This is a genomic window from Modestobacter sp. SYSU DS0657 (assembly GCF_054050925.1).
The window spans coordinates 1-22,733 of record NZ_JBJHAG010000002.1 but is presented as its reverse complement, the minus strand read 5'-3'; the positions used below and the strand labels follow the sequence as shown (position 1 = coordinate 22,733).

Annotated in this window: 20 protein-coding genes and 1 rRNA gene; 14 read left to right on the top strand and 7 right to left on the bottom strand. The window is 75.5% G+C overall.

The genetic code is table 11. From position 1 onward, the window contains the following. The first annotated feature begins 76 nt into the window (after positions 1-76). From ACI79A_RS01625 to ACI79A_RS01600, 6 genes are all read left to right on the top strand, one after another. A complete protein-coding gene (locus ACI79A_RS01625; protein WP_457079234.1) occupies positions 77-766 on the top strand; it encodes an HAD-IA family hydrolase in 690 nt (229 codons plus the stop codon). An 82-nt stretch (positions 767-848) separates the two neighbouring features. After that, positions 849-2,030 (top strand): sensor histidine kinase, encoded by a 1,182-nt coding sequence (locus tag ACI79A_RS01620; RefSeq protein WP_457079232.1) that lies wholly within the window; start codon positions 849-851, stop codon positions 2,028-2,030. Further along, entirely contained in the window at positions 2,027-2,749 is a 723-nt protein-coding gene (locus tag ACI79A_RS01615; RefSeq protein WP_457079230.1) for a response regulator, read from the top strand. Before ACI79A_RS01620 ends, ACI79A_RS01615 begins: the two co-directional genes overlap by 4 nt. A 194-nt stretch (positions 2,750-2,943) precedes the next feature. Continuing rightward, on the top strand, positions 2,944-3,717 hold the full coding sequence (locus ACI79A_RS01610; RefSeq protein ID WP_457079228.1) for an ABC transporter ATP-binding protein: 774 nt from the start codon (positions 2,944-2,946) through the stop codon (positions 3,715-3,717). Positions 3,718-3,736: 19 nt separating this feature from the next. Continuing rightward, the gene (locus ACI79A_RS01605; protein ID WP_457079226.1) at positions 3,737-6,199 is read left to right on the top strand and encodes an FtsX-like permease family protein; all 2,463 of its coding nucleotides are present in this window, start codon (positions 3,737-3,739) and stop codon (positions 6,197-6,199) included. Positions 6,200-6,354: 155 nt separating this feature from the next. Then, entirely contained in the window at positions 6,355-7,557 is a 1,203-nt protein-coding gene (locus ACI79A_RS01600; RefSeq protein WP_457079224.1) for an MBL fold metallo-hydrolase, read from the top strand. Here ACI79A_RS01600 and ACI79A_RS01595 read toward each other — a convergent pair. From ACI79A_RS01595 to ACI79A_RS01575, 5 genes are all read right to left on the bottom strand, one after another. Further along, positions 7,541-8,200 (bottom strand): haloacid dehalogenase, encoded by a 660-nt coding sequence (locus ACI79A_RS01595; protein WP_457079222.1) that lies wholly within the window; start codon positions 8,198-8,200, stop codon positions 7,541-7,543. The genes ACI79A_RS01600 and ACI79A_RS01595 overlap by 17 nt on opposite strands. A 78-nt stretch (positions 8,201-8,278) precedes the next feature. Continuing rightward, the gene (locus tag ACI79A_RS01590; RefSeq protein WP_457079220.1) at positions 8,279-9,133 is read right to left on the bottom strand and encodes an Fpg/Nei family DNA glycosylase; all 855 of its coding nucleotides are present in this window, start codon (positions 9,131-9,133) and stop codon (positions 8,279-8,281) included. A 107-nt stretch (positions 9,134-9,240) separates the two neighbouring features. Beyond that, positions 9,241-10,452, bottom strand: coding sequence for a MalY/PatB family protein (locus tag ACI79A_RS01585; RefSeq protein ID WP_457079218.1), 1,212 nt, complete (start codon positions 10,450-10,452; stop codon positions 9,241-9,243). Positions 10,453-10,462: 10 nt separating this feature from the next. Further along, entirely contained in the window at positions 10,463-10,945 is a 483-nt protein-coding gene (locus ACI79A_RS01580; protein ID WP_457079216.1) for a DUF309 domain-containing protein, read from the bottom strand. Continuing rightward, positions 10,942-11,913, bottom strand: coding sequence for an anti-sigma factor RsbA family regulatory protein (locus ACI79A_RS01575; protein WP_457079214.1), 972 nt, complete (start codon positions 11,911-11,913; stop codon positions 10,942-10,944). Before ACI79A_RS01575 ends, ACI79A_RS01580 begins: the two co-directional genes overlap by 4 nt. Before the next feature lie 280 nt (positions 11,914-12,193). Between ACI79A_RS01575 and egtA the strand changes: the two genes are divergently transcribed. From egtA to egtE, 5 genes are all read left to right on the top strand, one after another. Then, positions 12,194-13,489, top strand: a complete 1,296-nt coding sequence (gene egtA / locus ACI79A_RS01570) for an ergothioneine biosynthesis glutamate--cysteine ligase EgtA (protein ID WP_457079212.1) — start codon at positions 12,194-12,196, stop codon at positions 13,487-13,489. Further along, on the top strand, positions 13,486-14,763 hold the full coding sequence (gene egtB / locus ACI79A_RS01565; RefSeq protein ID WP_457079210.1) for an ergothioneine biosynthesis protein EgtB: 1,278 nt from the start codon (positions 13,486-13,488) through the stop codon (positions 14,761-14,763). The genes egtA and egtB overlap by 4 nt, the downstream gene beginning before the upstream one ends. A gap of 13 nt (positions 14,764-14,776) precedes the next feature. Further along, positions 14,777-15,496 (top strand): ergothioneine biosynthesis protein EgtC, encoded by a 720-nt coding sequence (gene egtC, locus ACI79A_RS01560; protein WP_457079208.1) that lies wholly within the window; start codon positions 14,777-14,779, stop codon positions 15,494-15,496. Beyond that, on the top strand, positions 15,481-16,449 hold the full coding sequence (gene egtD, locus ACI79A_RS01555) for an L-histidine N(alpha)-methyltransferase (protein ID WP_457079206.1): 969 nt from the start codon (positions 15,481-15,483) through the stop codon (positions 16,447-16,449). The genes egtC and egtD overlap by 16 nt, the downstream gene beginning before the upstream one ends. A 110-nt stretch (positions 16,450-16,559) precedes the next feature. Continuing rightward, positions 16,560-17,714, top strand: coding sequence for an ergothioneine biosynthesis PLP-dependent enzyme EgtE (egtE, locus tag ACI79A_RS01550; protein ID WP_457079204.1), 1,155 nt, complete (start codon positions 16,560-16,562; stop codon positions 17,712-17,714). Between the two features lie 146 nt (positions 17,715-17,860). Here egtE and ACI79A_RS01545 read toward each other — a convergent pair whose 3' ends face one another. Beyond that, complete coding sequence (locus tag ACI79A_RS01545) at positions 17,861-19,459, bottom strand: methyl-accepting chemotaxis protein (protein WP_457079202.1); 1,599 nt, start codon at positions 19,457-19,459, stop codon at positions 17,861-17,863. 396 nt (positions 19,460-19,855) lie between these two features. On the opposite strand from ACI79A_RS01545, the gene ACI79A_RS01540 reads away from it, so the two are divergent. From ACI79A_RS01540 to ACI79A_RS01530, 3 genes are read left to right on the top strand one after another with little or no spacing between them, the layout of a single operon-like run. Next, complete coding sequence (locus ACI79A_RS01540) at positions 19,856-20,218, top strand: GntR family transcriptional regulator (protein WP_457079200.1); 363 nt, start codon at positions 19,856-19,858, stop codon at positions 20,216-20,218. After that, entirely contained in the window at positions 20,215-21,132 is a 918-nt protein-coding gene (locus ACI79A_RS01535; RefSeq protein ID WP_457079198.1) for an ABC transporter ATP-binding protein, read from the top strand. Before ACI79A_RS01540 ends, ACI79A_RS01535 begins: the two co-directional genes overlap by 4 nt. Further along, positions 21,129-21,830 (top strand): hypothetical protein, encoded by a 702-nt coding sequence (locus tag ACI79A_RS01530; protein ID WP_457079196.1) that lies wholly within the window; start codon positions 21,129-21,131, stop codon positions 21,828-21,830. Before ACI79A_RS01535 ends, ACI79A_RS01530 begins: the two co-directional genes overlap by 4 nt. 619 nt (positions 21,831-22,449) lie before the next feature. Here the strand turns inward: ACI79A_RS01530 and rrf are convergent. Continuing rightward, a 5S ribosomal RNA gene (rrf, locus tag ACI79A_RS01525) occupies positions 22,450-22,566 on the bottom strand. Between the last annotated feature and the right edge of the window lie 167 nt (positions 22,567-22,733).

Below are 22,733 nucleotides of genomic sequence, written 5' to 3'. Positions count from 1 at the left end.
GCCGGGTCGGTCCTCACCGACCCGGCACCGCGCTGCCCACCGCCAGGACGCACACTGCGACTGCGAGGATCACCGCGTGCCCGAGCCGACCACCACCTCCCTCGACATCGACGCGCTGGCCGGGCGGACGTTCGACGCCGTCCTGTTCGACATGGACGGCACGCTGATCGACTCGATGAGCGGTGCGCTGGCCGCCTGGGACACCTGGGCCCGGGAGCACGACGTCGACCCGGCGGTGCTCAGCGAGCTGGGCATGGGCGGCCGCCCGGCCGTTCAGGTGATCGGGCAGCTGCTGGCCGCCGAGCGGGTCGCCGACGCGCTGGCCCGCATCGAGCACCTGGAGATCGAGGCGGCCGCGGAGGGCATCGCCGTGCTGCCCGGCACCGTCGACGCGCTGACCGCCCTGCCTCCGGAGCGCGTGGCGATCGTGACCTCGTGCACCCGGACCCTGCTCGCTGCCCGGCTGTCCGGCTCCGGGCTGCCCCGGCCCCGGGAGGTCGTCACCTTCGACGACGTCCAGCACGGCAAGCCCGCCCCCGACCCGTTCCTGCTCGGCGCCCAGCGGCTCGGGTTCGACCCGGCCCGCTGCCTCGCGGTCGAGGACGCCCCCGCCGGGCTCGCCTCCGCCCGTGCCGCCGGGTGCACCACGCTCGCCGTGGGCGACACCCACCCGCACCACGAGCTGGACGCCGACGCCCACGCACCCGACCTGGCACACGTCCGGTTCACCGTCGGCCCGGCCGGGATCTCCGTCTCACCCGCCTGAGCCCCGGTCCCACCACGGGCGGACGCGCGGCTCACCCCGCAGGACGACGACGGCACGCCGTCCGCTGCCTACTGTCGGCAGCATGGACCCCACGGCCCTCGAGCGCCTCGCGGCCGGGCTCCGCCGGCACCCGTTCGCCGTCGACAGCGCGCTCGCGGTGCTGTTCTTCCTCTTCGCCACGGTGTTCGGTGCGGGGTACGTGGGCGACGCGGGGCTGGTCCTCAGCTTCCTGCTGAGCGTTCCCCTGGCCTGGCGGCGCCGGGCACCGGTGCCTGCGGCCGCCGCCGTGGTCGTCCTCTGCCTGATCCAGCTGCTGACCTACTCCACCGACCTGCTCCCCGCGAACTTCGCCGCGCTGGTGATGGTCTACGCACTGGCTGCCTACGCCCCCCGCTGGGCGTCGAAGGCCGGCCTGGCCACCGGCCTGGTCGGTGCGGTGCTCGCCGCCCTCACCTACTACACCGGTTCGTTCGACCCGCAGTCCCTGATCATCGTCTCCGGAGCCATCGGCGTCTCCGTGGTCGCCGCCTGGGCGCTGGGCGACCTGCGCCGGGCGCGGGTGCTCCGGATCGCCGGCCTGGAGGAGCGCGCCCGGCTGCTGGAGCTGGAGCACCAGCAGGAGATGCGGCTGGCCGCGCAGGCCGAGCGCGCCAGGATCGCCCGGGAGATGCACGACGTCGTCGCCCATTCGCTGTCGGTGGTGATCGCCCAGGCCGACGGCGGGCGGTACGCCGGGCAGACCGACCCGGCAGCGGCCACCGATGCGCTGGAGCAGATCTCGGCGACCGGCCGGCAGGCGCTCACCGACATGCGCTCGCTGCTCGGCGTGCTCCGCGAGGGCGACGGGCAGGAGTTCGCCCCGCAGCCCGACATCGCGGCGATCGACCACCTGGTGACCGACGTGGCGGCCAGCGGGCTGGACGTCGACCTGCTGGTCGAGGGCTCCCCGCAGCCGATGTCCGCCGGCGCGCAGCTGGCCGCCTACCGGATCGTGCAGGAGTCGCTGACCAACGTGCTCAAGCACGCCGGCCCGGCCGGAAAGGCCTGGGTACGGCTGCACTGGCGGCCGGACTGCCTGGAGCTGTCCGTGCTGGACGACGGGCGCGGCGCCGCGGCGGCGATCGCCGACTCCGACGGCCAGGGCCAGGGCCTGCTGGGCATGCGCGAGCGCGCCGAGCTGCACGGTGGCCGGCTGACCGCTGGGCCGCGACACGGCGGGGGGTTCGGCGTGCACGCCGTCCTGCCCTACCGTTCGGCCCGATGAGCAGCACATCTGCCGCCGGCCCCATCCGCGTCGTCCTCGTCGACGACCAGCAGCTGGTGCGCGCCGGCTTCCGCATGGTGATCGACTCCCAGCCCGACCTCACGGTGGTGGGCGAGGCCGGCGACGGCGCCGCGGCGGTGGAGCTGCTGCGGTCCACGGCGGCCGACGTCGTCCTGATGGACATCCGCATGCCGGGCACCGACGGGATCGCGGCGACCCAGCAGGTGACCGCCCTCCCCGACCCACCGAAGGTGGTCGTGCTGACCACCTTCGACCTCGACGAGTACGTGATGTCGGCGATCGGCGCCGGGGCCAGCGGCTTCCTGCTCAAGGACGCGCCGCCGGAGGAGATGCTCACCGCGGTCCGCACCGTGCACGCCGGTGACTCGGTGATCGCGGCCAGCTCCACCCGGCGGCTGCTGCAGCACGTCGCCCCCATGCTGCGCGGGGCCGAACCGACCGGCGCCGCCCAGCCGCACGACGACCGGGCGCTGGCCGAGCTGACGCCGCGGGAGAAGGAGGTGCTGGTGCTGATGGCCTACGGCGCCACCAACACCGAGGTCGCCGAGCGGCTGTTCGTCAGCGAGGCGACGGTGAAGACGCACGTGGGCCGGGTGCTGGCCAAGACCGGCAGCCGCGACCGGGTGCAGGCCGTGGTGCTCGCCTACCGCACCGGCCTGGTCGCCCCCGCCGACCTGCTCCGCGACGCCCCGGCCTGAGTCACCCGCCGGGGCACCGGTCGTCGCCGCTGTGCTCCTGCACGGCGCCGACGATCAACCCGCAGGATGACGGCGGGTCCTCCTGCGGGGGCAGCGGCGCGCCCGCAGATACCAGCCCCGGCGCCGACGCGCGACGACGTCACCGGGCGAGAACGTGGTCACCGTCAGCAACCGCGTCCGTCCGGAGGCCCGAAGTGTCCGTTCCCGTCCTGTCCGTCCCCGGCGAGCCGCCGGCCGCCGGCCACTCCGCCGCCGCCCGCGCCCGCGGGCTGCGCAAGACCTACGGCGCCGGCGAGACCGCGGTGCACGCACTCGGCGGGGTCGACGTCGACTTCGAGCGCGGCGCCTTCTCCGCGATCATGGGCCCCTCGGGCTCGGGCAAGTCCACGCTCATGCACTGCCTGGCCGGGCTCGACGCCGCCACCGGTGGCCAGGTCTGGCTGGGCGACACCGAGCTGACCGGCCTGCGCGACGAGCAGCTCACCAAGCTGCGCCGCGAGCGGATCGGCTTCGTCTTCCAGGCGTTCAACCTGCTGCCGGTGCTCGACGCGCAGGAGAACATGCTGCTGCCGATGCAGCTGGCCGGGCAGCGCCCCGACCGGGCCTGGATGGACGACGTCGTGGAGCGGCTGGGCCTGCGCGACCGCCTGCACCACCGCCCGCACGAGCTCTCCGGTGGCCAGCAGCAGCGGGTCGCCGTCGCCCGGGCGCTGCTCCCCCGCCCCGACGTCGTCTTCGCCGACGAGCCGACCGGGAACCTGGACTCCCGCTCCGGCGCCGAGGTGCTCGACCTGCTGCGCTCCAGCGTGCGGGAGACCGGGCAGACCGTCGTCATGGTCACCCACGACCCGGTGGCCGCCTCCTACGCCGACCGCGTCGTGCTGCTCGCCGACGGCCGGCTGGCCGGCGAGCTGCAGCAGCCCACCGTCGACTCGGTCATCAGCGCGCTCCGCGGGCTGGGGGGCTGACGACGTGCGCACCGGGGCCATGTCCACAGTCACCAGGGCGAGCATCCGCGCCCACGCGGGCCGGTTGGTCGCCTCGACGCTGGCGATCGTCATCGCCGTCGGCTTCGTCGTGGCCACCCTGGTGCTCAACGAGACCACCCGCGCCACCGTGCTGGAGGCGGCCGGCGCGCAGTACGTGGACACCGCCGTCGTCGTCACCACCGACACGTACGAGGGGCTGGCCGACGCCACCGACCGGATCGCCGCCGTCGACGGGGTGCAGGCGGTCGACCCCACCTGGGAGACCTCGGCGCAGATCGTCCCACCGGGGCGCACCGGCGCCCAGTACGCGCAGGTCGAGTCGGTCGCCGGTGAGCCGTCGCTGCGCTGGCAGCACCTGGCCTCCGGCGCCCTGCCGGTCCGCCCGGGCGAGATCGCGGTGAGCGAGCGGGTGGGCGCCGAGGTCGGCGACGTCCTGCCGGTCACCGTCTACGACGACGAGGGCACCGCGACGACCGTCGACGCCACCGTCACCGGCGTCGTCGACCTGCGCGGTGACCCGACCGCCGGCCTGTACGGGCGGCTGTGGGCCACCCCGGACCAGACGCAGGCGTGGGGTGCCGTCGAGCCGACCGAGCTGCGGGTCGCCGCCACCACCGGGACCGACCCCGCCGCCCTGGCCGACAGCGTCCGCGCCACGCTGACCGGCGAGGAGCTGATCGTCCGCACCGGCACCGAGCAGGCCGAGCACGCCGCCGCGGCCATCACCGGCGACGCCAGTTTCCTCACCACGATCCTGCTGGTCTTCGGCACCGTGGCCGTGCTGGTGGCCGGGCTGGTCATCGCCAACACCTTCGCCGTCCTGCTGGCCCAGCGCACCCGTGACCTGGCGCTGCTGCGCTGCGTCGGCGCCACCGCGCGGCAGATCCGCCGCAGCGTGCTCGGCGAGGCAGCGGTGACCGGCCTGGCCGCCTCGGTGCTCGGGGTGCTCGCCGGCATCGGGCTCGCCGCACTGGTCTCGGCGATCGTCGGCTCCACCGACTCGCCCATCCCGCTGTCCGGGGTGTCCGTGCCGCTCTACGCGGTGCTCGCCGGCCTCGCCGTCGGCACCCTGACCACCCTGCTGGCCGCCATCGCCCCCGCGCGGGCCGCCACCCGGGTGGCGCCGCTGGCCGCGCTGCGGCCCACCGACCCGGCGCCGCTGCGCTCCCGCGTCGGGGTGCTGCGCCTGGTCCTCGGGCTGCTGCTGGTCGTGCCGGGTGTGGCGCTCATGGTCTACGGCGTCAGCGACGCGGAGATCATGATCACGCTGCCCGGCGGGGTGCTCAGCGCGCTCGGCGGGCTGCTGCTGGCCCAGCGGGCGGTGCCGCCGGTGGTCGCGGCGGCCGGCCGGCTGCTCGGCCGCGCCGGCGGGCTGCCCGGCCGGCTCGCCGCCGGCAACGCCTCCCGCAACCCGCGCCGGACGGCGGCCACCGCCACCGCGCTGATCATCGGCGTCACGCTGACCACGGCGATGGTGGTCGGCGCCTCGTCCACCCGGGCGACGGCGCAGGCGGGCCTGGCAGCGGCCTACCCCACCGACGTGATCGTCCAGGGCGGCGGCACCGAGCTGCCCGCGTCGCTGTCGGGGCAGCTGGAGTCGGTGGACGGCGTGGTCGCCACGACCACCCTGGCCGGGGGCACGGTCACCGGCCCGGACGGCTGGGAGACCTGGGCCCTCGGGGTCGACCCCGAGCAGGCGCTGCCGGTGCTGCGCTCCACCGCGGACACGACGCTGCCCGCCCTGGGTGAGGTCGCCCTGTCCCGCTGGACCCGGGAGAGCTGGGGCACGGGTGTGGGCGACCGCGTGACCCTGACCGCCGGCGACCGGTCGCGGGAGCTGGCGGTGGTGGCCGGCAACGGCGACAACCCGCTGCTCAACGACGCGGACCTGCGCGCCCTGGTGCCGGACGCGGCCGAGGACACCGTCTGGCTGCGGCTGGCCGACGACGCGGACCAGACCGCGGCCATCGACGACGTGACCGACCTGGCCGGTGCTGCCGTCCCCACCGCGTGGGTCACCGGCCTGGCCAGCGAGCGGGCGGCGATCGACCAGGTGGTCGACGTGCTGCTGCTGGTCGTCACCGGGCTGCTCGGGGTCGCCGTGCTCATCGCGCTGATCGGCGTGGGCAACACCCTCGCCCTCTCGGTGGTCGAGCGGCGCCAGGAGAGCGGGCTGCTGCGGGCACTGGGCCTCACCCGCCGCCAGCTGCGCGCCCTGCTGGCCTGGGAGGCGGTGCTCGTCGCCGGGGTGGCCGCGGTGATCGGGGTGCTGGTCGGTGGCGCCTACGGCGCGGCCGGCGCGGCCTCGGCGCTCGGCGAGGTGGGCGAGGTCGTGGTCAGCGTGCCGTGGCTGCAGGTGGCGGCGATCGTCGTCGTCGCCACGGTGGCCGGGCTGCTCGCCTCGGTCCTCCCCGCCCGGCGCGCGGCGAAGACCCCGCCGGTGGCCGCGATCGCCGGCTGAGGAAGGACCTCCTCCTCCCCACCCCTCGCACGCACGCTCGGGGCGGGCCCCGGAGGAGGCCCCCCGGGCCCCGTCCACTCCGGTGGGCGGGGCCCGGGGGTCGGCTGCGCCACCTTCCCGGGCAGCACACAGCCGAGTCGGGGATGCTGGAGGGCGTGCCCGTTTCCCGCCGCACCGCTTCCCTCACCGCCGCCGCTGCCCTCGCCGGTGGCGTGACCTGGCTGGCCCGGGCCGCCTGGGGCCTGCCGACGGCGCTCGGCGCGAGCCAGCGCCGGCTCCGCCCGACCGTGACCGGCTCCCCGCAGTACGCCGACGGGAAGTTCCACAACAGCATGCCGACCCCCGCGCTGGAGCCGGCCAACGCCCGCAACGGCCTGCTCCGCCAGTGGCACCAGGACCGGCACAAGGGCCTGCCCGGCGCGCCGATCCCGCTGGCCACGCCGGAGGTGCCCGAGGAGGCCGGCGACCTCGCGGTCACCTGGTACGGCCACTCGAGCGCACTGCTGGAGATCGACGGCCGGCGGGTGCTGCTCGACCCGGTCTGGGGCGAGCGGGTCTCGCCGTCCCCGGTGTTCGGACCGGCCCGGCTGCACCCGGCGCCGGCGCCGATCGCCAGCCTGCCCGCGGTCGACGCGATCCTGATCAGCCACGACCACTACGACCACCTCGACCTGCCCTCGGTGCGCGCGCTGGTGCGCACCCAGTCCGCGCCCTTCGTCGTCCCGCTGGGCATCGGCGCCCACCTGCGCCGCTGGGGCGTGCCCGAGGACCGGGTGGTGGAGCTGGACTGGGACCAGGCGACGACGGTCGCCGGGCTGACCCTCACCTGCACCGAGGCCCGGCACTTCTCCGGCCGCTTCTTCGCCCGGGACACCACGCTGTGGTCCTCCTGGGTGGTCACCGGGCCGCAGCGACGGGTCTTCTTCGGCGGCGACACCGGCTACACCCCGGCCTTCGCCGGCATCGGCGCCCGGCTGGGGCCCTTCGACCTCACCCTGCAGCCGATCGGCGCCTACAACGACGCCTGGCACGCCATCCACATGGACCCGGAGGAGGCGGTCCGGGCGCACGGCGACCTGGGCGGCCGGGTGCTGCTGCCCATCCACTGGGCGACCTTCAACCTGGCCTTCCACCGCTGGGCCGAGCCGGTGCAACGCCTGCTGGTCGCGGCCGGCGAGCGCGACGTGCAGGTCGTCGTCCCGCGGCCCGGCGAGCGGGTCGACGTGCTCGCCCCGCCCCCGCCGACCGACTGGTGGAGCGCGGTCGGCTCGGCCAACACCGAGTCCGGCCCGGAGAGCGGGCTGGTCGGCACGGTGGCCGCGCGGGCGCGGCGGGGCCGGCTCAGCTCCCGCCGGTGAGCCGGGCGAGGACCGCGGGGAGCCCCGTCAGGTCCTCGACCTCGTGCTCCGGCTGCGGGCCCGCCGGGTCGACCCGGTGCCCGGGGCGGGCCACCCGCACGACGGCCAGCCCGGCCTCCAGGGCGCCGCGGGTGTCCCGGGCCGAGGCGGGCACGTGCACCTCGACGCCGGCGGCGGCCGCCCGCCGGTAGATCTCCGGGTGCGGCTTGTAGGCGCTGAGCCGCTCGCTGGTGAGCACGGCGTCGTCGGCGACGAGCGCGGCGGCCCGGGTGCGGCGGAACAGCACGTCGTCCACGTTGGAGAGCACCCCGACCGTGTGCCGCTCGGCCACCAGCGGCAGCGCCCGGCCGACGTCGGGCCACAGCGGCCAGTCCGGCAGCGAGTCGAGCAGGGCGAGGACGTCGGTCGTCGGGTCGGCGTCCAGCCCGCGCGCGGCGTAGGTGGCGGTCAGCGCCCGGCGGCAGTGCTCGGCGAAGGGCACCCACTCGGCGGTGTCCTGCTGCGAGGCCTTGTTCCGGGCGTCCCAGTCGTCGTAGAGGTCGCCGCCGTCGACGTCCCAGCCGTGGCCGGCGGCGAGCGCGGCGAACGCCGCCGACCCACCGGTCCGGGAGTCGATCAGCGCACTGAACAGGTCGAACGTCACCAGCACAGCGTCAGTATGGCCCCGTTGCAGGGTCCCGCCGCGAGCCTGCGCGTGGCGGGGGGGCAACGGGGTCCTTCGTCAGCGCAGCAGCTTGGACATCCGCCGGTCGGCCAGCGGCTTGCCGCCGGTCTGGCAGGTGGGGCAGTACTGCAGCGAGGTGTCGGCGAAGGAGACCTCGCGGACGGCGTCCCCGCACACCGGGCAGGGCAGCCCGGTGCGGGCGTGCACCCGCAGCCCGGCCCGCTTCTCCCCCTTCATGGTGGCCGCGCGCTGCCCGAGCTGGCGGTCCAGGGCGCCGGTGAGCACCTCCCGCAGCGCGGCGTGCAGCCGGAGGAGTTCGTCGTCGGTCAGCTTGTCGGCCATCTTGAACGGGGAGAGCCGGGCGGCGTGCAGGATCTCGTCGGAGTAGGCGTTGCCGACGCCGGCGAGCACCGTCTGGTCGGTGAGCGTGCCCTTGAGCTGCGCGTGCTTGCCGGCCAGCAGCGCGCCGAGCTGCTCGGTGTCCAGCGCGAGGGCGTCCGGCCCGAGGCGGGCGATCCCGGGCACCTCGGCCGGCGAGCGGACGACGTACACCGCCAGGCCCTTGCGGGTGCCCTGCTCGGTGAGGTCGAAGCCGTTCCCGTCATCGAGGTGGGTCCGCAGCGCGAGCGGGCCCTTGCCCGGCTTGGGCGGGGCGGTGGGCAGCCCCTCCCGCCAGTGCAGCCAACCGGCCCGGGCCAGGTGCACCACCAGGTGCAGCCCGGAGACGTCGAGGTCGAGGAACTTGCCGTGCCGCGCGGCGCCGGTGACCTCGAGCCCGGCCAGCGAGGACAGCGGCGGGTCGAAGGTCTTGATCGCCTGGACCGCCGCGAGGTCGATGCGCGTCACGGTCCGGCCGACGGCGTTCTCCCGCAGGAACGCCGCCAGCGCCTCCACCTCGGGCAACTCGGGCACGCGTCCATGATCCACACTCCCGCCACCCCAGCGCCCCCGTTCCGCCGAAATGGCCATGTCGGCGTGACCCCGGGCCGCCACAATGGCCATTCGGGCGGTCTGAGGGGTCAGCCGACAGCGGCGGCGAGGCGCTCGACGATCGTGCGGAGCACCGGCCGCGGCGTGGCCAGGGTGAGCCGCACGTGCCCCGCGCCCGCCGTGCCGCACTCGCTGCCGTCGATCAGCGCCACCCCGGCCTCGCGGCGGAAGAACTCCCCCAGCGGTTCCGCGACGCCCAGCTCCCGGCAGTCCAGCCAGGCCAGGTACGTGCCCTCCGGCGGGGTGTACCGCACCTGCGGCAGGTGCTCGGCGAGCAGCTCGCCCAGCAGCCGGCGGTTGCCGTCGAGGTAGCCGAGGACGCCGTCCAGCCAGGGCCCGCCCGCGCGGTAGGCGACCGTGTTCGCGATCGCGCCGGGGGTGGAGCAGCCGTGCTCGGGCCGCTCCCCCACCTCGGCCCAGTGCGCGGCGTCGGCGTCGTTGGAGAGCACCAGTTGCGCGCACTTGAGGCCGGGCAGGTTCCAGGCCTTGGACGCCGACGTCGCGGTCACCGTGTGCGCAGCGGTGAGCGGCGACAGCGACGCGTAGGGCCGGTGCACCTGCCCCGGGTACACCAGCGGCGCGTGGATCTCGTCGGCGAACACCCGCGCCCCGCGCCGCGCCACCACCTCGGCCAGGTCGAGCTGCTCGGCCTCGGTGAACACCCGGCCGAGCGGGTTGTGCGGGTTGACGTGCACGAACAGCCCACCACCGGCCAGCGCCCGGTCGATGCCGGCCAGGTCGTGGGTCGGCCGGCCGTCGACGCCGGGCACCATCGGCACCTGCACGACCTCGCGCCCGCGCTCCCCGGGCACCCGCAGGAACGGCATGTAGGCCGGGGTGGGCAGCACCACCGGCGCGCCGGGCGGGGTGAAGTGGTCGATCGCGGCGGTGAGCCCCGCGACGACGTCGGCCAGCGGCGCCACCCGCTCGGCGGGCACCGTCCAGCCGTACCGCTCGGCCTGCCACCGGGCGCAGGCCGCGGCCAGGTCCTGCTGGACGGCGGCCGGCAGGTACCCGAACGCGGCGGCGTCGACCGCCTCGTGCAGCGCCCGGGTCACCACCGGCGCGGTGCCGAAGTCCATCTCGGCGACGAACGCGCCGATCGCGGTCCCGTACTTCGTCCACTTCAGGCTGCCGGCGGCGCGCAGCGAGTCCTCGCTCAGCGCGTCGAAGGAGGCCGCGTCGAAGGACCCAGCGTCGAAGGAACCAGCGTCGAAGGAACCAGCGAGGTCGTCGGTCACCGGGCCAGTCTCACCCCGGGCCCACGCGGAGCCGGGGCGGGGTGAGGTCCAGGGGGCGGCCGGTCGCGGCGTCGTCCGCGAGCCGGCTGCCCCAGGCGGCCAGACCGGTGTCGTCCACCCCGTGCCGGCGCGCCGCCACCCCAGCGGTGGACAGCGAGCGCACCCCCCGGGCGAGCAGGGCGGCCGCGCCGGCGGCGTTGCCCCGGGCGGCGTGGGTCAGCCCGACGGCCAGCTGGGCCAGCCCGCGCCACAGGTCGCGCTCGTCGTCCGGGCCGGACTTCCAGGCGTCCTCCAGCACCTCGTGGGCGTGGAAGGGGCGGCCGGCGTCCAGCAGCTGCTGGGCCTCGGCCAGCGACTCCGCCGGCTCCCGGACGACGCCCTCCGGAGCCCGCGGCTCCCCGACCGCGCCGTGGGGCAGCGGCCGGCCGAGGGCGTCCCGGGGCCGGGCGTTGCGCGCCCGGCCCGCCGCGTCGCGGTCCCGGCCGGTGCTCATCGCAGGACGGTGGTCAGCCGGACCCGCACACCCTCGTCGGTGGGGGTGATGTCGACGTGGTCGCAGAGCTGCCGGGCCAGCCACAGCCCCATGCCGCCGAGGGAGAGGTCGTCGCCGTGCGCCGGCCCGTAGCCGATGAACGGGTCCTGCAGCCCGGCGCCGCGGTCGGTGACGGTGCACACCAGGCGGTCGGCGTCGATCCACAGCCGCAGGTCGACCGGTGGGCGCCCGTGCCGCAGCGCGTTGGTGGTCATCTCGTCGACGGCGAGCAGGAAGTCCTCCAGCGCCGGCGCCGACCCCGGCGGCAGGCCGACCGCGGCGGCGCGGGCGGCCAGGTCGCGACGCAGTCCACGCAGGTCGCGCACGCCGTCGGCGCGAACCAGCGGCTCGGTCTGCTCCAGCGGCTCGGGCGGGATCGGCAGCGCGGTCAGGTACTCGGCGGGGTCGACGTGGTCGGGGTTGGGCCGGAGCTCGCCGTCGACGACGACGAACGGGTGGGTCGCGACGGCGGCGACCACGAGCGGCTCGGGCACCCGCCGGGTGTCGACCAGGCAGAGCACGACCAGCGCGTCCTCGCCCAGCTCGGCGGCCTCGGTCAGCGAGTGGTCGAGCACCGCGTCGTAGCGCTGCCACTCCCGCCAGGTGTCCGGGTCGGGACCGGGCCGCGGCTCGAGCACCACCCGGACGACGCCGCTGTCGCCGCGGTGCTGCTCACCGAGCCGGCGGACGGCGGTGATGGCCGCGGCAGGCCCGTTCCCGTACACGTCGGCCCAGGCGGCCCAGGTGATCTCCGGCCGGTCGCCGAGCCGCTCCCGCAGCAGCGCCGCGGTGGGCTCGGTGCTGACCACCACGACCGGCTGCCCGGCCGCCAGCCCGGCGTCGACGAAGGCGACCGCACCGTCGACCAGCTGGGCATCGGAGGAGGCGACGAGCGCACGGTGCACCCCGGGCCCTGCTGCCTCGTCCATGCGTGCGGTTCTCCGTCCTGCCGATCGTCTGCCACCCCGTGTATCGGCAGCGTGTCCCCGGGCTCCCTACCCGGCCGCGGCGCAGCCAGTCCTCGGCCCGGCCACGCCCCCGGACGGGTGGCCAGGGGGCCCGCCACCCCCTGGGACGCCGGCCCCGGAACGGGTTGCGGATCGGAGTCGTCCGTGCAAGATGGACGACGAGGACGGCGCCATCCCGGCGACCCGCCCCCGCAAAGACCCGCGGTCGTCAGCGACCGGTCCGGACCTGGAGGGGGTGGCCGTGGCCGCACCAGCACAGCCGGCTCCACCGGCACGAGCGTCCGCGGCGCCGCACAGCGGGTACGCGCTCGACGCCGACGCTGCGCGGGCCCGGATCGCCGGTACCGCCCTGCGGGCCTCCCCTCCCGGCCGGGTCGGGCTGGAGCTGGAGGCCCACGCCGTCGACCTGGCCGAGCCGGCCCGCCGGGTGCCCTGGGCGCGGGTGCGCCGCGCCGTCGCGGACCTGCCCCCGCTGCCGGGTGCCAGCCTGGTCACCCTCGAACCGGGCGGCCAGGTCGAGCTGTCCGGTCCGCCGCTCCCGGACGTCTCCGCCGCGATCGGCGCGCTGCGCCGCGACCACGCCGTCGTCCGGGCGGGACTGCGCCGGGCCGGACTCGGGCTGGCGGCGCTGGGCGCCGATCCCTGCCGGCCGCCCGGGCGGGTGTCCCCGGGGCCCCGCTACGTCGCGATGGCCAAGCACTTCGGCGCTGTCGGCTGCGGCCGGGCCGGCCTGGCGATGATGACGGCGACCGCCTCGCTGCAGGTCAACCTGGAGGCCGGGCCGGAACGGGGATGGGCCGACCGGGTGCGGCTGGCGCACGCGCTCGGTCCGGTGCTGGTGGCGGTCTCGGCGTGCTCGCCGCTGCTGGCCGGGCGGGAGACCGGATGGCGTTCCGGCCGGCAGCAGGTCTGGGGCGACCTCGACCAGGCGCGCTGCGGTCCGCTGCTGGGCCGCACCGACCCGTCGGCCGAGTGGGCCGCGTACGCGATGGCCGCGCCGGTGATGCTGGTCCGTGACGCCGGCGGCGGGGCGGTCCCGGTGCGCGCCCGGGTGCCGTTCGCCGACTGGCTGGCCGGCGCGCCGCTCGACCGCCGGGCCCCGACGGCCGATGACCTCGACTACCACCTGACCACGCTCTTCCCGCCGGTCCGGCTGCGCGGGTTCCTGGAGATCCGCTACCTGGACGCCGCCCCGGCCCGCTGGTGGCCGGCGCTGGCCGCGGTGACCGCGGTCCTGCTGGACGACCCGGTCGCCGCCGCCACGGCCGCCGCCGCGACCGAGCCGGTGGCCGGTGCCTGGACCCGGGCGGCCCGGCTCGGGCTGGCCGATCCCGCGTTGCACCGCGCCGCCCGGGCCTGCCTGGCCGCCGCGGCCGGGCGGGCCCCGCTCGACCTGCGCCGCGAGGTGGAGGCGCTGGCCGACCTCGTCGACGAGCACGGCTCCCCCGGCGACGCCCTGCTGTCCACCGCCCGAGCCCGCGGCCCGGCGGCCGCGCTCCGGGCGGCCGCCGACGACACCTCCGAGGAGGAGACGTGACCGACCTGCGCGAGCAGCTGGCCCGGGAGCTCACCGCTGCCCGGGACCGCACCCTGCACCTGACCGACCTCGACGAGCCGGAGCTGCTGCGTCAGCACTCCCCGCTGATGAGCCCGCTGGTCTGGGACCTCGCCCACGTCGGCCAGCAGGAGGACCTGTGGCTGCTGCGCGGCGGCGACGCCGCGTGCCGCGGCCTGCTGCCGCCCGACGTCGAGCAGCTCTACGACGCGTTCACCCACCCGCGGGCGACCCGGGACCGGCTGCCGCTGCTGCCGCCGGTGGAGGCCCGCGCCTTCTGCCGGGAGGTCCGCGGGCGGGTGCTGGACCGGCTCGACCGGTTCACCGCCGAGGACGACCCGTTCGACGTGGCGATGGTGGTCAGCCACGAGCAGCAGCACGACGAGACCATGCTGCAGACGCTGCAGCTGCGCACCGGCCCGGCGGCGCTCGGCCCGGGCACCCCGCTGCCACCGGGCCGGCCGGGCCTGGCCGGGACGACGGTGCTGGTGCCCGGCGGGGAGTTCACCCTCGGGGTGGACGGCGCCACCGAGCCGTTCTCGCTGGACAACGAGCGGCCCGCGCACCCGGTCGAGGTCCCGGCCTTCCGGATCGGGCGGGTGCCGGTGACCAACGCCGAGTTCGCCGCGTTCGTCGCCGACGGCGGGTACGAGCAGCCGCGCTGGTGGTCGGCCCGCGGCTGGGAGCACCGGTGCGCGGCCGGGCTGAGCGCACCGCAGTTCTGGGGGCGCGACGGCACCCGCACCCGGTTCGGGCTGGTCGAGGAGGTGCCCGCGGACGAACCGGTCCAGCACGTCACCTTCTTCGAGGCGGAGGCCTACGCCGCCTGGGCCGGCGGCCGGCTGCCGACGGAGGTGGAGTGGGAGAAGGCCGCGGTCTGGGACCCGGTGCGCCACCGGCGCCGCCGCTTCCCGTGGGGCGACACCGACCCCACCCCGGGGCTGGCCAACCTCGGCGGGCAGGCGCTGCGCCCGGCGCCGGTGGGGGCCTACCCCGCCGGCGCCTCGGCCTACGGCGCGGAGCAGCTGATGGGCGACGTGTGGGAGTGGACCTCCTCCGACTTCACCCCGTGGCCCGGTTTCACCCCGATGCTGTACGCCGACTACTCGGCTCCCTTCTTCGGCGGTGACTACAAGGTGCTGCGCGGTGGCTCCTGGGCCGTGGGCCCCTCGGTCGTGCGGCCGAGCTTCCGCAACTGGGACCACCCGGTGCGGCGGCAGGTGTTCAGCGGGTTCCGGCTGGCCTTCGACGCATGACCGGAGCCGCCTGATGTGCCGTCACCTCGCCTGGCTGGGTCGTCCGCGGACGCTGGCGTCGCTCACGCTGGAGCCGCCGTCGTCGCTGCTGGTGCAGTCCTACGCCCCACGCCGGCAGCGGTACGGCACGGTCAACGCCGACGGCTGGGGCGTGGGCTTCTGGGCGCCGGGCCGGGTAGAGCCGGCCCGCTGGCGTTCGGCCCGCCCCCTGTGGGGCGACGCGTCGTTCGCCTCGGTCGCCCCGGCCGTCTCCGCCGGCTGCGTGCTGGCCGCCGTCCGGTCCGCGACGGTGGGCATGCCGATCGAGGAGAGCGCGGTCGCGCCGTTCACCGACGGCCGGTGGCTGCTGTCGCACAACGGCCGGGTCGACCGCGCCGTGCTGCCGCCCACGGCCGACGCCGAGTCCACCGTGGACAGCGCGCTGCTGGCCGCGCTGGTGTTCCGCCGGGGCCTGGCCGCCCTCGCCGACACCGTCCGCGAGGTCGGCGCCGCCGACCCCGGCGCCCGGCTGAACCTGCTCGCCGCCGACGGCGCCCGGCTGCTGGCCACCACCTGGGGCGACACCCTGTCGGTCCTGGTCACCGACGAGGGGACGGCCCTGGCCAGCGAACCCTGGGACGACGACCCCCGGTGGGCGTGCGTCCCCGACCGGACCCTCGTCGAGGTCACCCCCGACGGCCTCACGCTCACCCCGCTGGACGGATCGGAGCCCGCCCCGTGCCCTTCTCGCTGACCGACCACCTCGGCCCGGTCGACACCGGCGCCGCGCTGCGCGCCGACGCGCTGGCCGGCCTCACCTCGACGCCGAGGACGCTGCCGCCGCGGTGGTTCTACGACGAGCGCGGCAGCGAGCTGTTCGACGAGATCACCCGGCTGCCCGAGTACTACCCGACCCGCACCGAACGGGCGCTGCTGGCGGACCACGCCGGGGAGATCGCCACGGCCACCGGCGCCGACACGCTGGTCGAGCTGGGCAGCGGGACGTCGGAGAAGACCCGGCTGCTGCTCGACGCCCTGGCTCGGGCGGGCACCCTGCGCCGGTTCGTGCCGGTCGACGTCGACCCGTCGGTGCTGCGGGCGGCCGGCACGGCGCTGGCCGCCGAACGCCCAGGGCTGGCCGTGGATGCCGTCGTCGCCGACTTCACCACCGGCCTGGCCGAGCTGCCGCGGCAGGGCCGCCGGCTGGTCGCGTTCCTCGGCTCCACCATCGGCAACCTGGAGCCGGCCGACCGCGCCGCCTTCCTGCGCGCGCTCGCCGCCACCCTGCAGCCCGGCGACGCCTTCCTGCTCGGCACCGACCTGGTCAAGGACCCCGACCGGCTGGTGCGCGCCTACGACGACGCGACCGGGGTCACCGCCGCGTTCAACCGCAACGTGCTGGCGGTGCTCGACCGGGAGCTCGGGGCCGACTTCGACCTCGACGCGTTCGCCCATGTCGCGGTCTGGGACGCCGAGCGGGAGTGGATCGAGATGCGGCTGCGCTCGGTGCGGGACCAGGTGGTGCGCGTGGCCGCCCTCGACCTGGAGGTGCCCTTCGTCGCCGGGGAGGAGCTGCGCACCGAGATCTCGGCGAAGTTCCGCCGCGAGCGGGTGGAGTCCGAGCTCACCGCCGCGGGTCTGCGGGTCACGCACTGGTGGACCGACCCCGCCGGCGACTTCGCCCTCTCCCTCGCCACCCCCGCCTGACCCGGTCCGCCCTGCTCCTCCCGCGGAGGCGTGCGCCGCCGGCTCCCGTCGGGGAGTGGCCTTGCGGTGGACCGGTCGCCCGCGGACCCCGCTGACCTAGCGTCGTGCGGGTGAGCGACCACCCCTCCCGCCTCCCCCACGACGACCTGGGCGACTCCTGGCGCGCGGCCCGCCCCCGCGCGGCCGGCACCCACCTGGACACCGCGGCGTGCAGCCGGCAGAGCACCGCGGTGCTGGACGCGGTGGCCCGGCACGCCCGGCACGAGGCGGAGCTCGGCGGCTACGTCGCCGAGGCCGCCGCCGAGGGGCTGCTGCAGCAGGGCCGGTCGGTCATCGGCGGGCTGGTCGGGATGGCCGCCGCCGACGTCGCCTTCACCACCAGTGCGCAGGACTCGCTGCGCACGCTGCTCGCCGGGTGGCGGCTGCCCGCCGGCAGCACCGTCGCGCTGCTCCCCAACGAGTACTGGCACAACGTCACCGCGTTCACCGCGGCCGGCCTGACCCCGGTGCTGCTGCCCACCGACGACCTGGGCCGGGCCGACGTCGAGGGGGTCGAGCGGGCGCTCCGCGCGGACCCACCCGCGCTGGTGCACCTCACCGTCGTGGCCAGCCACCGGGGCGTCGTCCAGCCGGCCCGGGAGGTCGCGGCGGTCTGCCGGGCCCTCGGCGTCCCGGTGGTGCTCGACCTGGCACAGGCGCTGGGCCAGGTCGACTGCGACCTGCCCGCCGACGCCGCGTACGGCACCTCGCGCAAGTGGCTGGCCGGCCCCCGGGGCGTGGGGTTCCTGGCGGTGCGGCCGTCGGTCACCGCGCGGATGGCACCGCAGACCGACCCGGGGCTGTACGACGACGGCGGCGCGGGCGTCGACCACGCCCGCTGGTACGAGGCCCGGGAGGCGCACATCGCCGGCCGGGTCGGGCTGGTGCTGGCCGTCGGTGAGCACCTGGCCGCCGGGCCGGACCGGGTGCGGGCCCGGCTGGCCGCGTTGGGCCGCGCCACCCGCGACCTGCTGGACGGGTGCGGCGGCTGGGCGGTGGTCGAGCCACCCGAGGAGCCGACGGCGATCACCACCCTGCGCCCACCGGCCGGTGTCGACGTCCGCGGGACCGTGCAGCGGCTGCGGGTCGAGCACGGCGTCGTCGTCACCGCCGTCGGCCGGGAGCGGGCCCGGGCGGAGCTGAGCGGCCCGGTGCTGCGGGTGTCACCGCACCTGGACGCGGCACCGGCGGATCTCGAGGTGCTGGCCCGCGCGCTGGCCGGCTGAACCCGGATCCGACCAGCGCTGCATCCAGGACCGGGGTTGGGCCGGAAGAACCCACTCCGGCGTCTCCGTCGCCCGGGGTGAGCTGAGCCGCTGACGGCCGCGGCACGGGATCCCGGCAGCGCCGGGACCCCGTGCCGGGCGGAGCGTCAGACGACGAACTGCGCGACCCGGCTCTCCAGGTCCGCGGCCCGGCCGGCCAGCTGGTCGGCGATGCTGCGGGTGGCCTCGACGCGCTCGGCGCTGGTCTCGGCCGAACCGGTGACCGCCTCCGCGCCCGAGGCGATGTCCCGGCTGCCCTCGGCTGCGACGCCGATGTTCCGGTCGATCTCCGCCGCCGCGGCGGTCTGCTGCTCCACCGCCGCGGCGATGGTCGCCTGCAGCTCGTTGATTTGCCCGACGGTCTCACCGATCTGGGCGATCGCCTGCACCGCCTGACCGGAGTCGGCCTGGATCGCCTGGATCCGCATCGAGACGTCCTCGGTGGCCTTCGCGGTCTCCTGGGCCAGCTCCTTGACCTCGGTGGCGACGACGGCGAAGCCCTTGCCGAGCTCCCCGGCGCGAGCCGCCTCGATGGTGGCGTTGAGCGCCAGCAGGTTGGTCTGCTCGGCGATGCCGGTGATCACCTTGATGACGTTGCCGATCTCGGCGGAGGAGTTGCCGAGCTGGTTGAGCGTGTCGTTGGTGCTGGCGACGATCCGGACGGCGTCGTCGGCGACGGCCGCGGCCTGCTGGGCGGAGCGGGAGATGTCGCGGATGGAGGCGGTCATCTCCTCGGCGCCGGTGGCCAGCTGCGCGACGTTGCCGGAGACCGACTGAGCGGTCCCGGAGACCGTGTGCGCGTGGTCGACGCCGGTGCGGGAGGCATCGACGACGTCCGCGGTGGCGGTCGTGAGCTCGTGGACCAGGCCGGTCATCGAGCCGGCCGAGCCGATCACGTCGGCGACCATCTCGCGGATCCGGGACACGCCCTGGGACAGCGCACCGCTCAGCTGACCGAGCTCGTCCTCGGACGTGCGGTCGATCTGGTAGGTCAGGTCGCCGCGAGCCAGGGCGTCGGCGGCCGCGCGGACCGGCTCGATGCGGCTGCGGATGTCGCGGGCGATGAACCAGCCCAGTCCGACCGCGAGCAGGACGCCGGCGGCCAGCAGGATCAGGGTGAGGGTCTCCGCGGAGGAGAAGCTGTCGCCGATCGTCTCCCGGCTGGCCTCCTCGTCGGCGACCAGCGCGTCGGCGAGCTCGCCGACCTGCTGCTGCAGGTCCAGGTACGCCGCCGTGGCGATGTCGCCGAGCTCCTTGGCGTTGGGGAGCCCGGCCTGCAGCCCGGCCTGGTAGGCGACGTCGGTGTCGACCATCTCGACCCACTGGTCGCGCAGCGCCTCGGCCTGCGCCCGGAACTCCGCGGGGACCGTGTCGACGACGGCGGCGACCGAGGCGTCGGTGGCGGCCTTCGACTCGACCTGCAGCCCGCCCTGCAGCTGGGCGGTGGCCAGGTCGCCCGTGGCGGCGCTCAGACCGGCGACCAGGCCGTGCACCGAGTAGGACTGGTAGTCGTCGGTCAGCTGCTGGAGGTGCGCCAGCGGGGTGACGTCCCGGGCCGAGAGGTCCTCCACCTGCCCGTGGATGGAGTTCATCTGACCGACGTTGGTCAGACCGAGCGCGACCAACAGGGCAGCGACGCCGAGGAAGGCGGCGATGAGCTTCGTGCGCACGCTGCGGCGCAGGAAGGAGGGGGTGAGCGACGACACCGAGGTGGCTCCCGAGATGAGATCAGTTGGTCCTCCCGTCATCGGCCGATCTCGTACCGGACTGGAGTCGAGCTGCGACTACGACCGTGTGATCTCCACCGAAGGGGTCACCGGGACACTGCCGGGCAGGGCCCGCTCGCAACGCCCACCGTCCAGGAGGTCCGCACGACCAGTCCCGACGACGACCCCCAGGTGCTCGACCAGGCCGCCGGCAACGAGGACGAGCAGCAGAGCCGACCCACTCCGCCCCCTCGGTCCACCGCGGCCGAGGGGCGCCCCTCCGCGCCGGCCGCCGGCGCAGGTCCCTTGTGCCCGCGGCACGGCGAGATCTATGGTTCATTACATGAGTAGTGAACCAACGGGCCGCCAGGCTCGTCTCGTTGGTGCCGGGGCGACGTGAACGAGGACGCCGGCCCGATCTTCCGGCAGGTCGCGACCCAGCTCGAGGACGCGATCGTCGACGGCTCCCTCCCGGAGGAGAGCCAGGCCCCCTCGTCCAACGAGCTGGCCGCGTTCCACCGCATCAACCCCGCAACCGCCGCCAAGGGCCTGAACCAACTGGTCGCGGACGGGGTCCTCTACAAGAGACGAGGAGTGGGGATGTTCGTCGCCACCGGCGCCCGCGAGCAGCTGCTGAAGCGGCGGCGCAGCGAGTTCGCCGACCAGTACCTGACGCCGTTGCTGGTCGAGGCCGAGAAGGTCGGGATCAGCGTGCCCGAGATCGCCGCCATGCTCCGGGAACGGACGGGCCGGCCATGAGCACCGCCGCCACCCTCGACCGGGTCACCATGCGGTTCCGGGGCCACACCGCCCTGACCGACGTCTCCGTCGGATTCCAGGCCGACACCATCACCGGGCTGCTCGGGCGCAACGGCGCGGGCAAGACGACCCTGATGCAGCTGCTCACCGGGCACCGCGTGCCGACGTCCGGTCGGGTCGAGGTGCTGGGCGGTCGCCCCTACGAGAACGACTCCGTGCTCAGCCAGGTCTGCTTCATCAAGGAGAGCCAGCGCTATCCCGACCACTTCCGGGTGCGGGACGCCGTCAACGTGGCCGCGACGCTGTACCCCCGCTGGGACCGGGACCTGGCCGAGCAGCTGCTGGACGACTTCGACCTCCCCCGCAAGCGGGCGATCAAGAAGCTCTCCCGCGGCATGACCTCCGCCGTCGGCGTCGTGCTCGGACTGGCTTCACGCGCGCCGCTGACCCTCTTCGACGAGCCGTACCTCGGACTGGACGCCGTCGCCCGGCAGCTGTTCTACGACCGCCTGCTGGCCGACTATGCCGAGCACCCGCGGACCGTCGTGCTCTCCACGCACCTGATCGAGGAGATCAGCGACCTGCTCGAGCACGTCGTCCTGATCGACCGGGGCCGGGTACTGCTCGACTCGGACGCGGAGACCCTGCGGGCCACCGCGCTCACGGTGTCCGGCTCCGCACCCGCGGTGGCCGCGTTCGGCGCCGGACACCAGGTGCTGCGCACCGAGTCCCTGGCCGGGCACGCACGCGCGATCGTCCGGGCCGGCTCGCTCGCCGACCGCGAAGCCGCCACCCGAGCAGGCCTCACCGTCGAACCGACGCCGATCCAGCAACTGGTGGTCGCGCTGAGCCAGGCCGCGACCGGCGGGCCGGGAGCCCCCGGCGACCGGGCCCTCGAGGAGGTCTCCCGATGAACCGCGTCCTGGCCACCGCCCGCATGCACCTGGCGCACCCGCTGGTGATCCTGGGCGTTCCGTGGATGGTCGTCACCATCAGCTTCGTGATCAACCTGGGCATCTGGGGACTGGGCGACGTCGCCGCGCGGGAGCCCGGCGGCGGGACCACCGGCGGGCTCGCCTCGCTCTACATCACCGTGCTCATCGTCTTCATCCAGGCGGTGACCCAGATGTTCCCCTTCGCCATGGGCGTGAGCCTCAGCCGGCGGACGTTCTACCTGGGGACCGCCCTGGTCGCCGCCGTCCAGTCCCTGGGGTACGGCATCGCCCTGACGGTGCTGCAGGCCGTCGAGAGCGCCACCGGTGGTTGGGGCGTCGGACTGCGCTTCTGGGCCCCTGGCCCGCTGAACGTGGGCAATCCGGCGCTGCAGGCCCTGGTGTACGGCCTCCCCATGCTCGCCTGCGCGTTCCTCGGCATGGCGATAGGCGTCGTCTACAAGAGGTGGGGGACGGCCGGCATGTGGGCGCTGGGCATCGGCGCGCTCCTCCTGTTCGGCGGACTGACCATCCTCATCACCGGCTTGGACGCGTGGGCGACCGTCGGCCGCTGGCTGGGCGACCAGACCGTGCACACCTACACGTTGCTGCTGCCCACCGTTGCCGGGGTGGTGCTCGCCGGCTTGTCCTGGGCCGGGTTGCGCCGCGCAGTGCCCTGACCTGAGGACGGCGAGGCGAGTGGCCGGTCACCCGAGGTGGCCGGCCACTCGGCTGCCCGGGGGGCGACGCCCGATCAACGTCACGCGACGCGCATCGGGCTCCCTGCAGCGGGGTGCCGGTCCTTCCAGTGCGGAGACACCAGAGCCACCGAGAGAACAGAGCCACCGAGAGAACATCGCCGACGCGCCAGTCGCGCCGATGCCCTGCCGGTCGTCAACGGGACCCCACCCGTGAACCACGTTCACGAGCCCGCCCGCCGGCGCCACCGGATCGTCGCCGTTGAGGGATGCGGCGCCACCGCGTGTCCGGGGGTTCTTCCGTCACGTGACGCCGATCAGCGGGTGCCCGCGGGCCCGGGACCGTCGCGCCCCCTTCTCGGCGCCGAACGCGGGCGGGGGCTGTCCGCGTGGACTCCACCGTCGACGCCGGGGCCCGGGCTGCCGCGTGGAAGGCGCGTGAGCCCCACCGCCGCGCTGTGATCCTGGCTGTGCTCCTGGCGCGGACGCCGGGCCTCGCGCGGCCGGGACCAACCCGGGAGTCCGTGCGGCCGGTGACCGACCCCGGAAACGCCGGAACGGGGCCGCAGCCTGTGGCTGCGACCCCGTTCCGGGAAAGATTGTCCGGCGGCGTCCTACTCTCCCACCCGGTCCCCCGGGCAGTACCATCGGCGCTGAAAGGCTTAGCTTCCGGGTTCGGAATGAGACCGGGCGTTTCCCTTTCGCCATGACCGCCGTAACACTGTGAAACCGTCGACACCCCCACCAACAGGGGGTGCTCGTCGTTTCAGAGCTGCACAGTGGACGCGACACATCACTTGCTAGAAGGCTGGATGGTGTGTGTGATCAAGCCCTCGGCCTATTAGTACCGGTCAGCTCCACGACTCACGCCGCTTCCACTTCCGG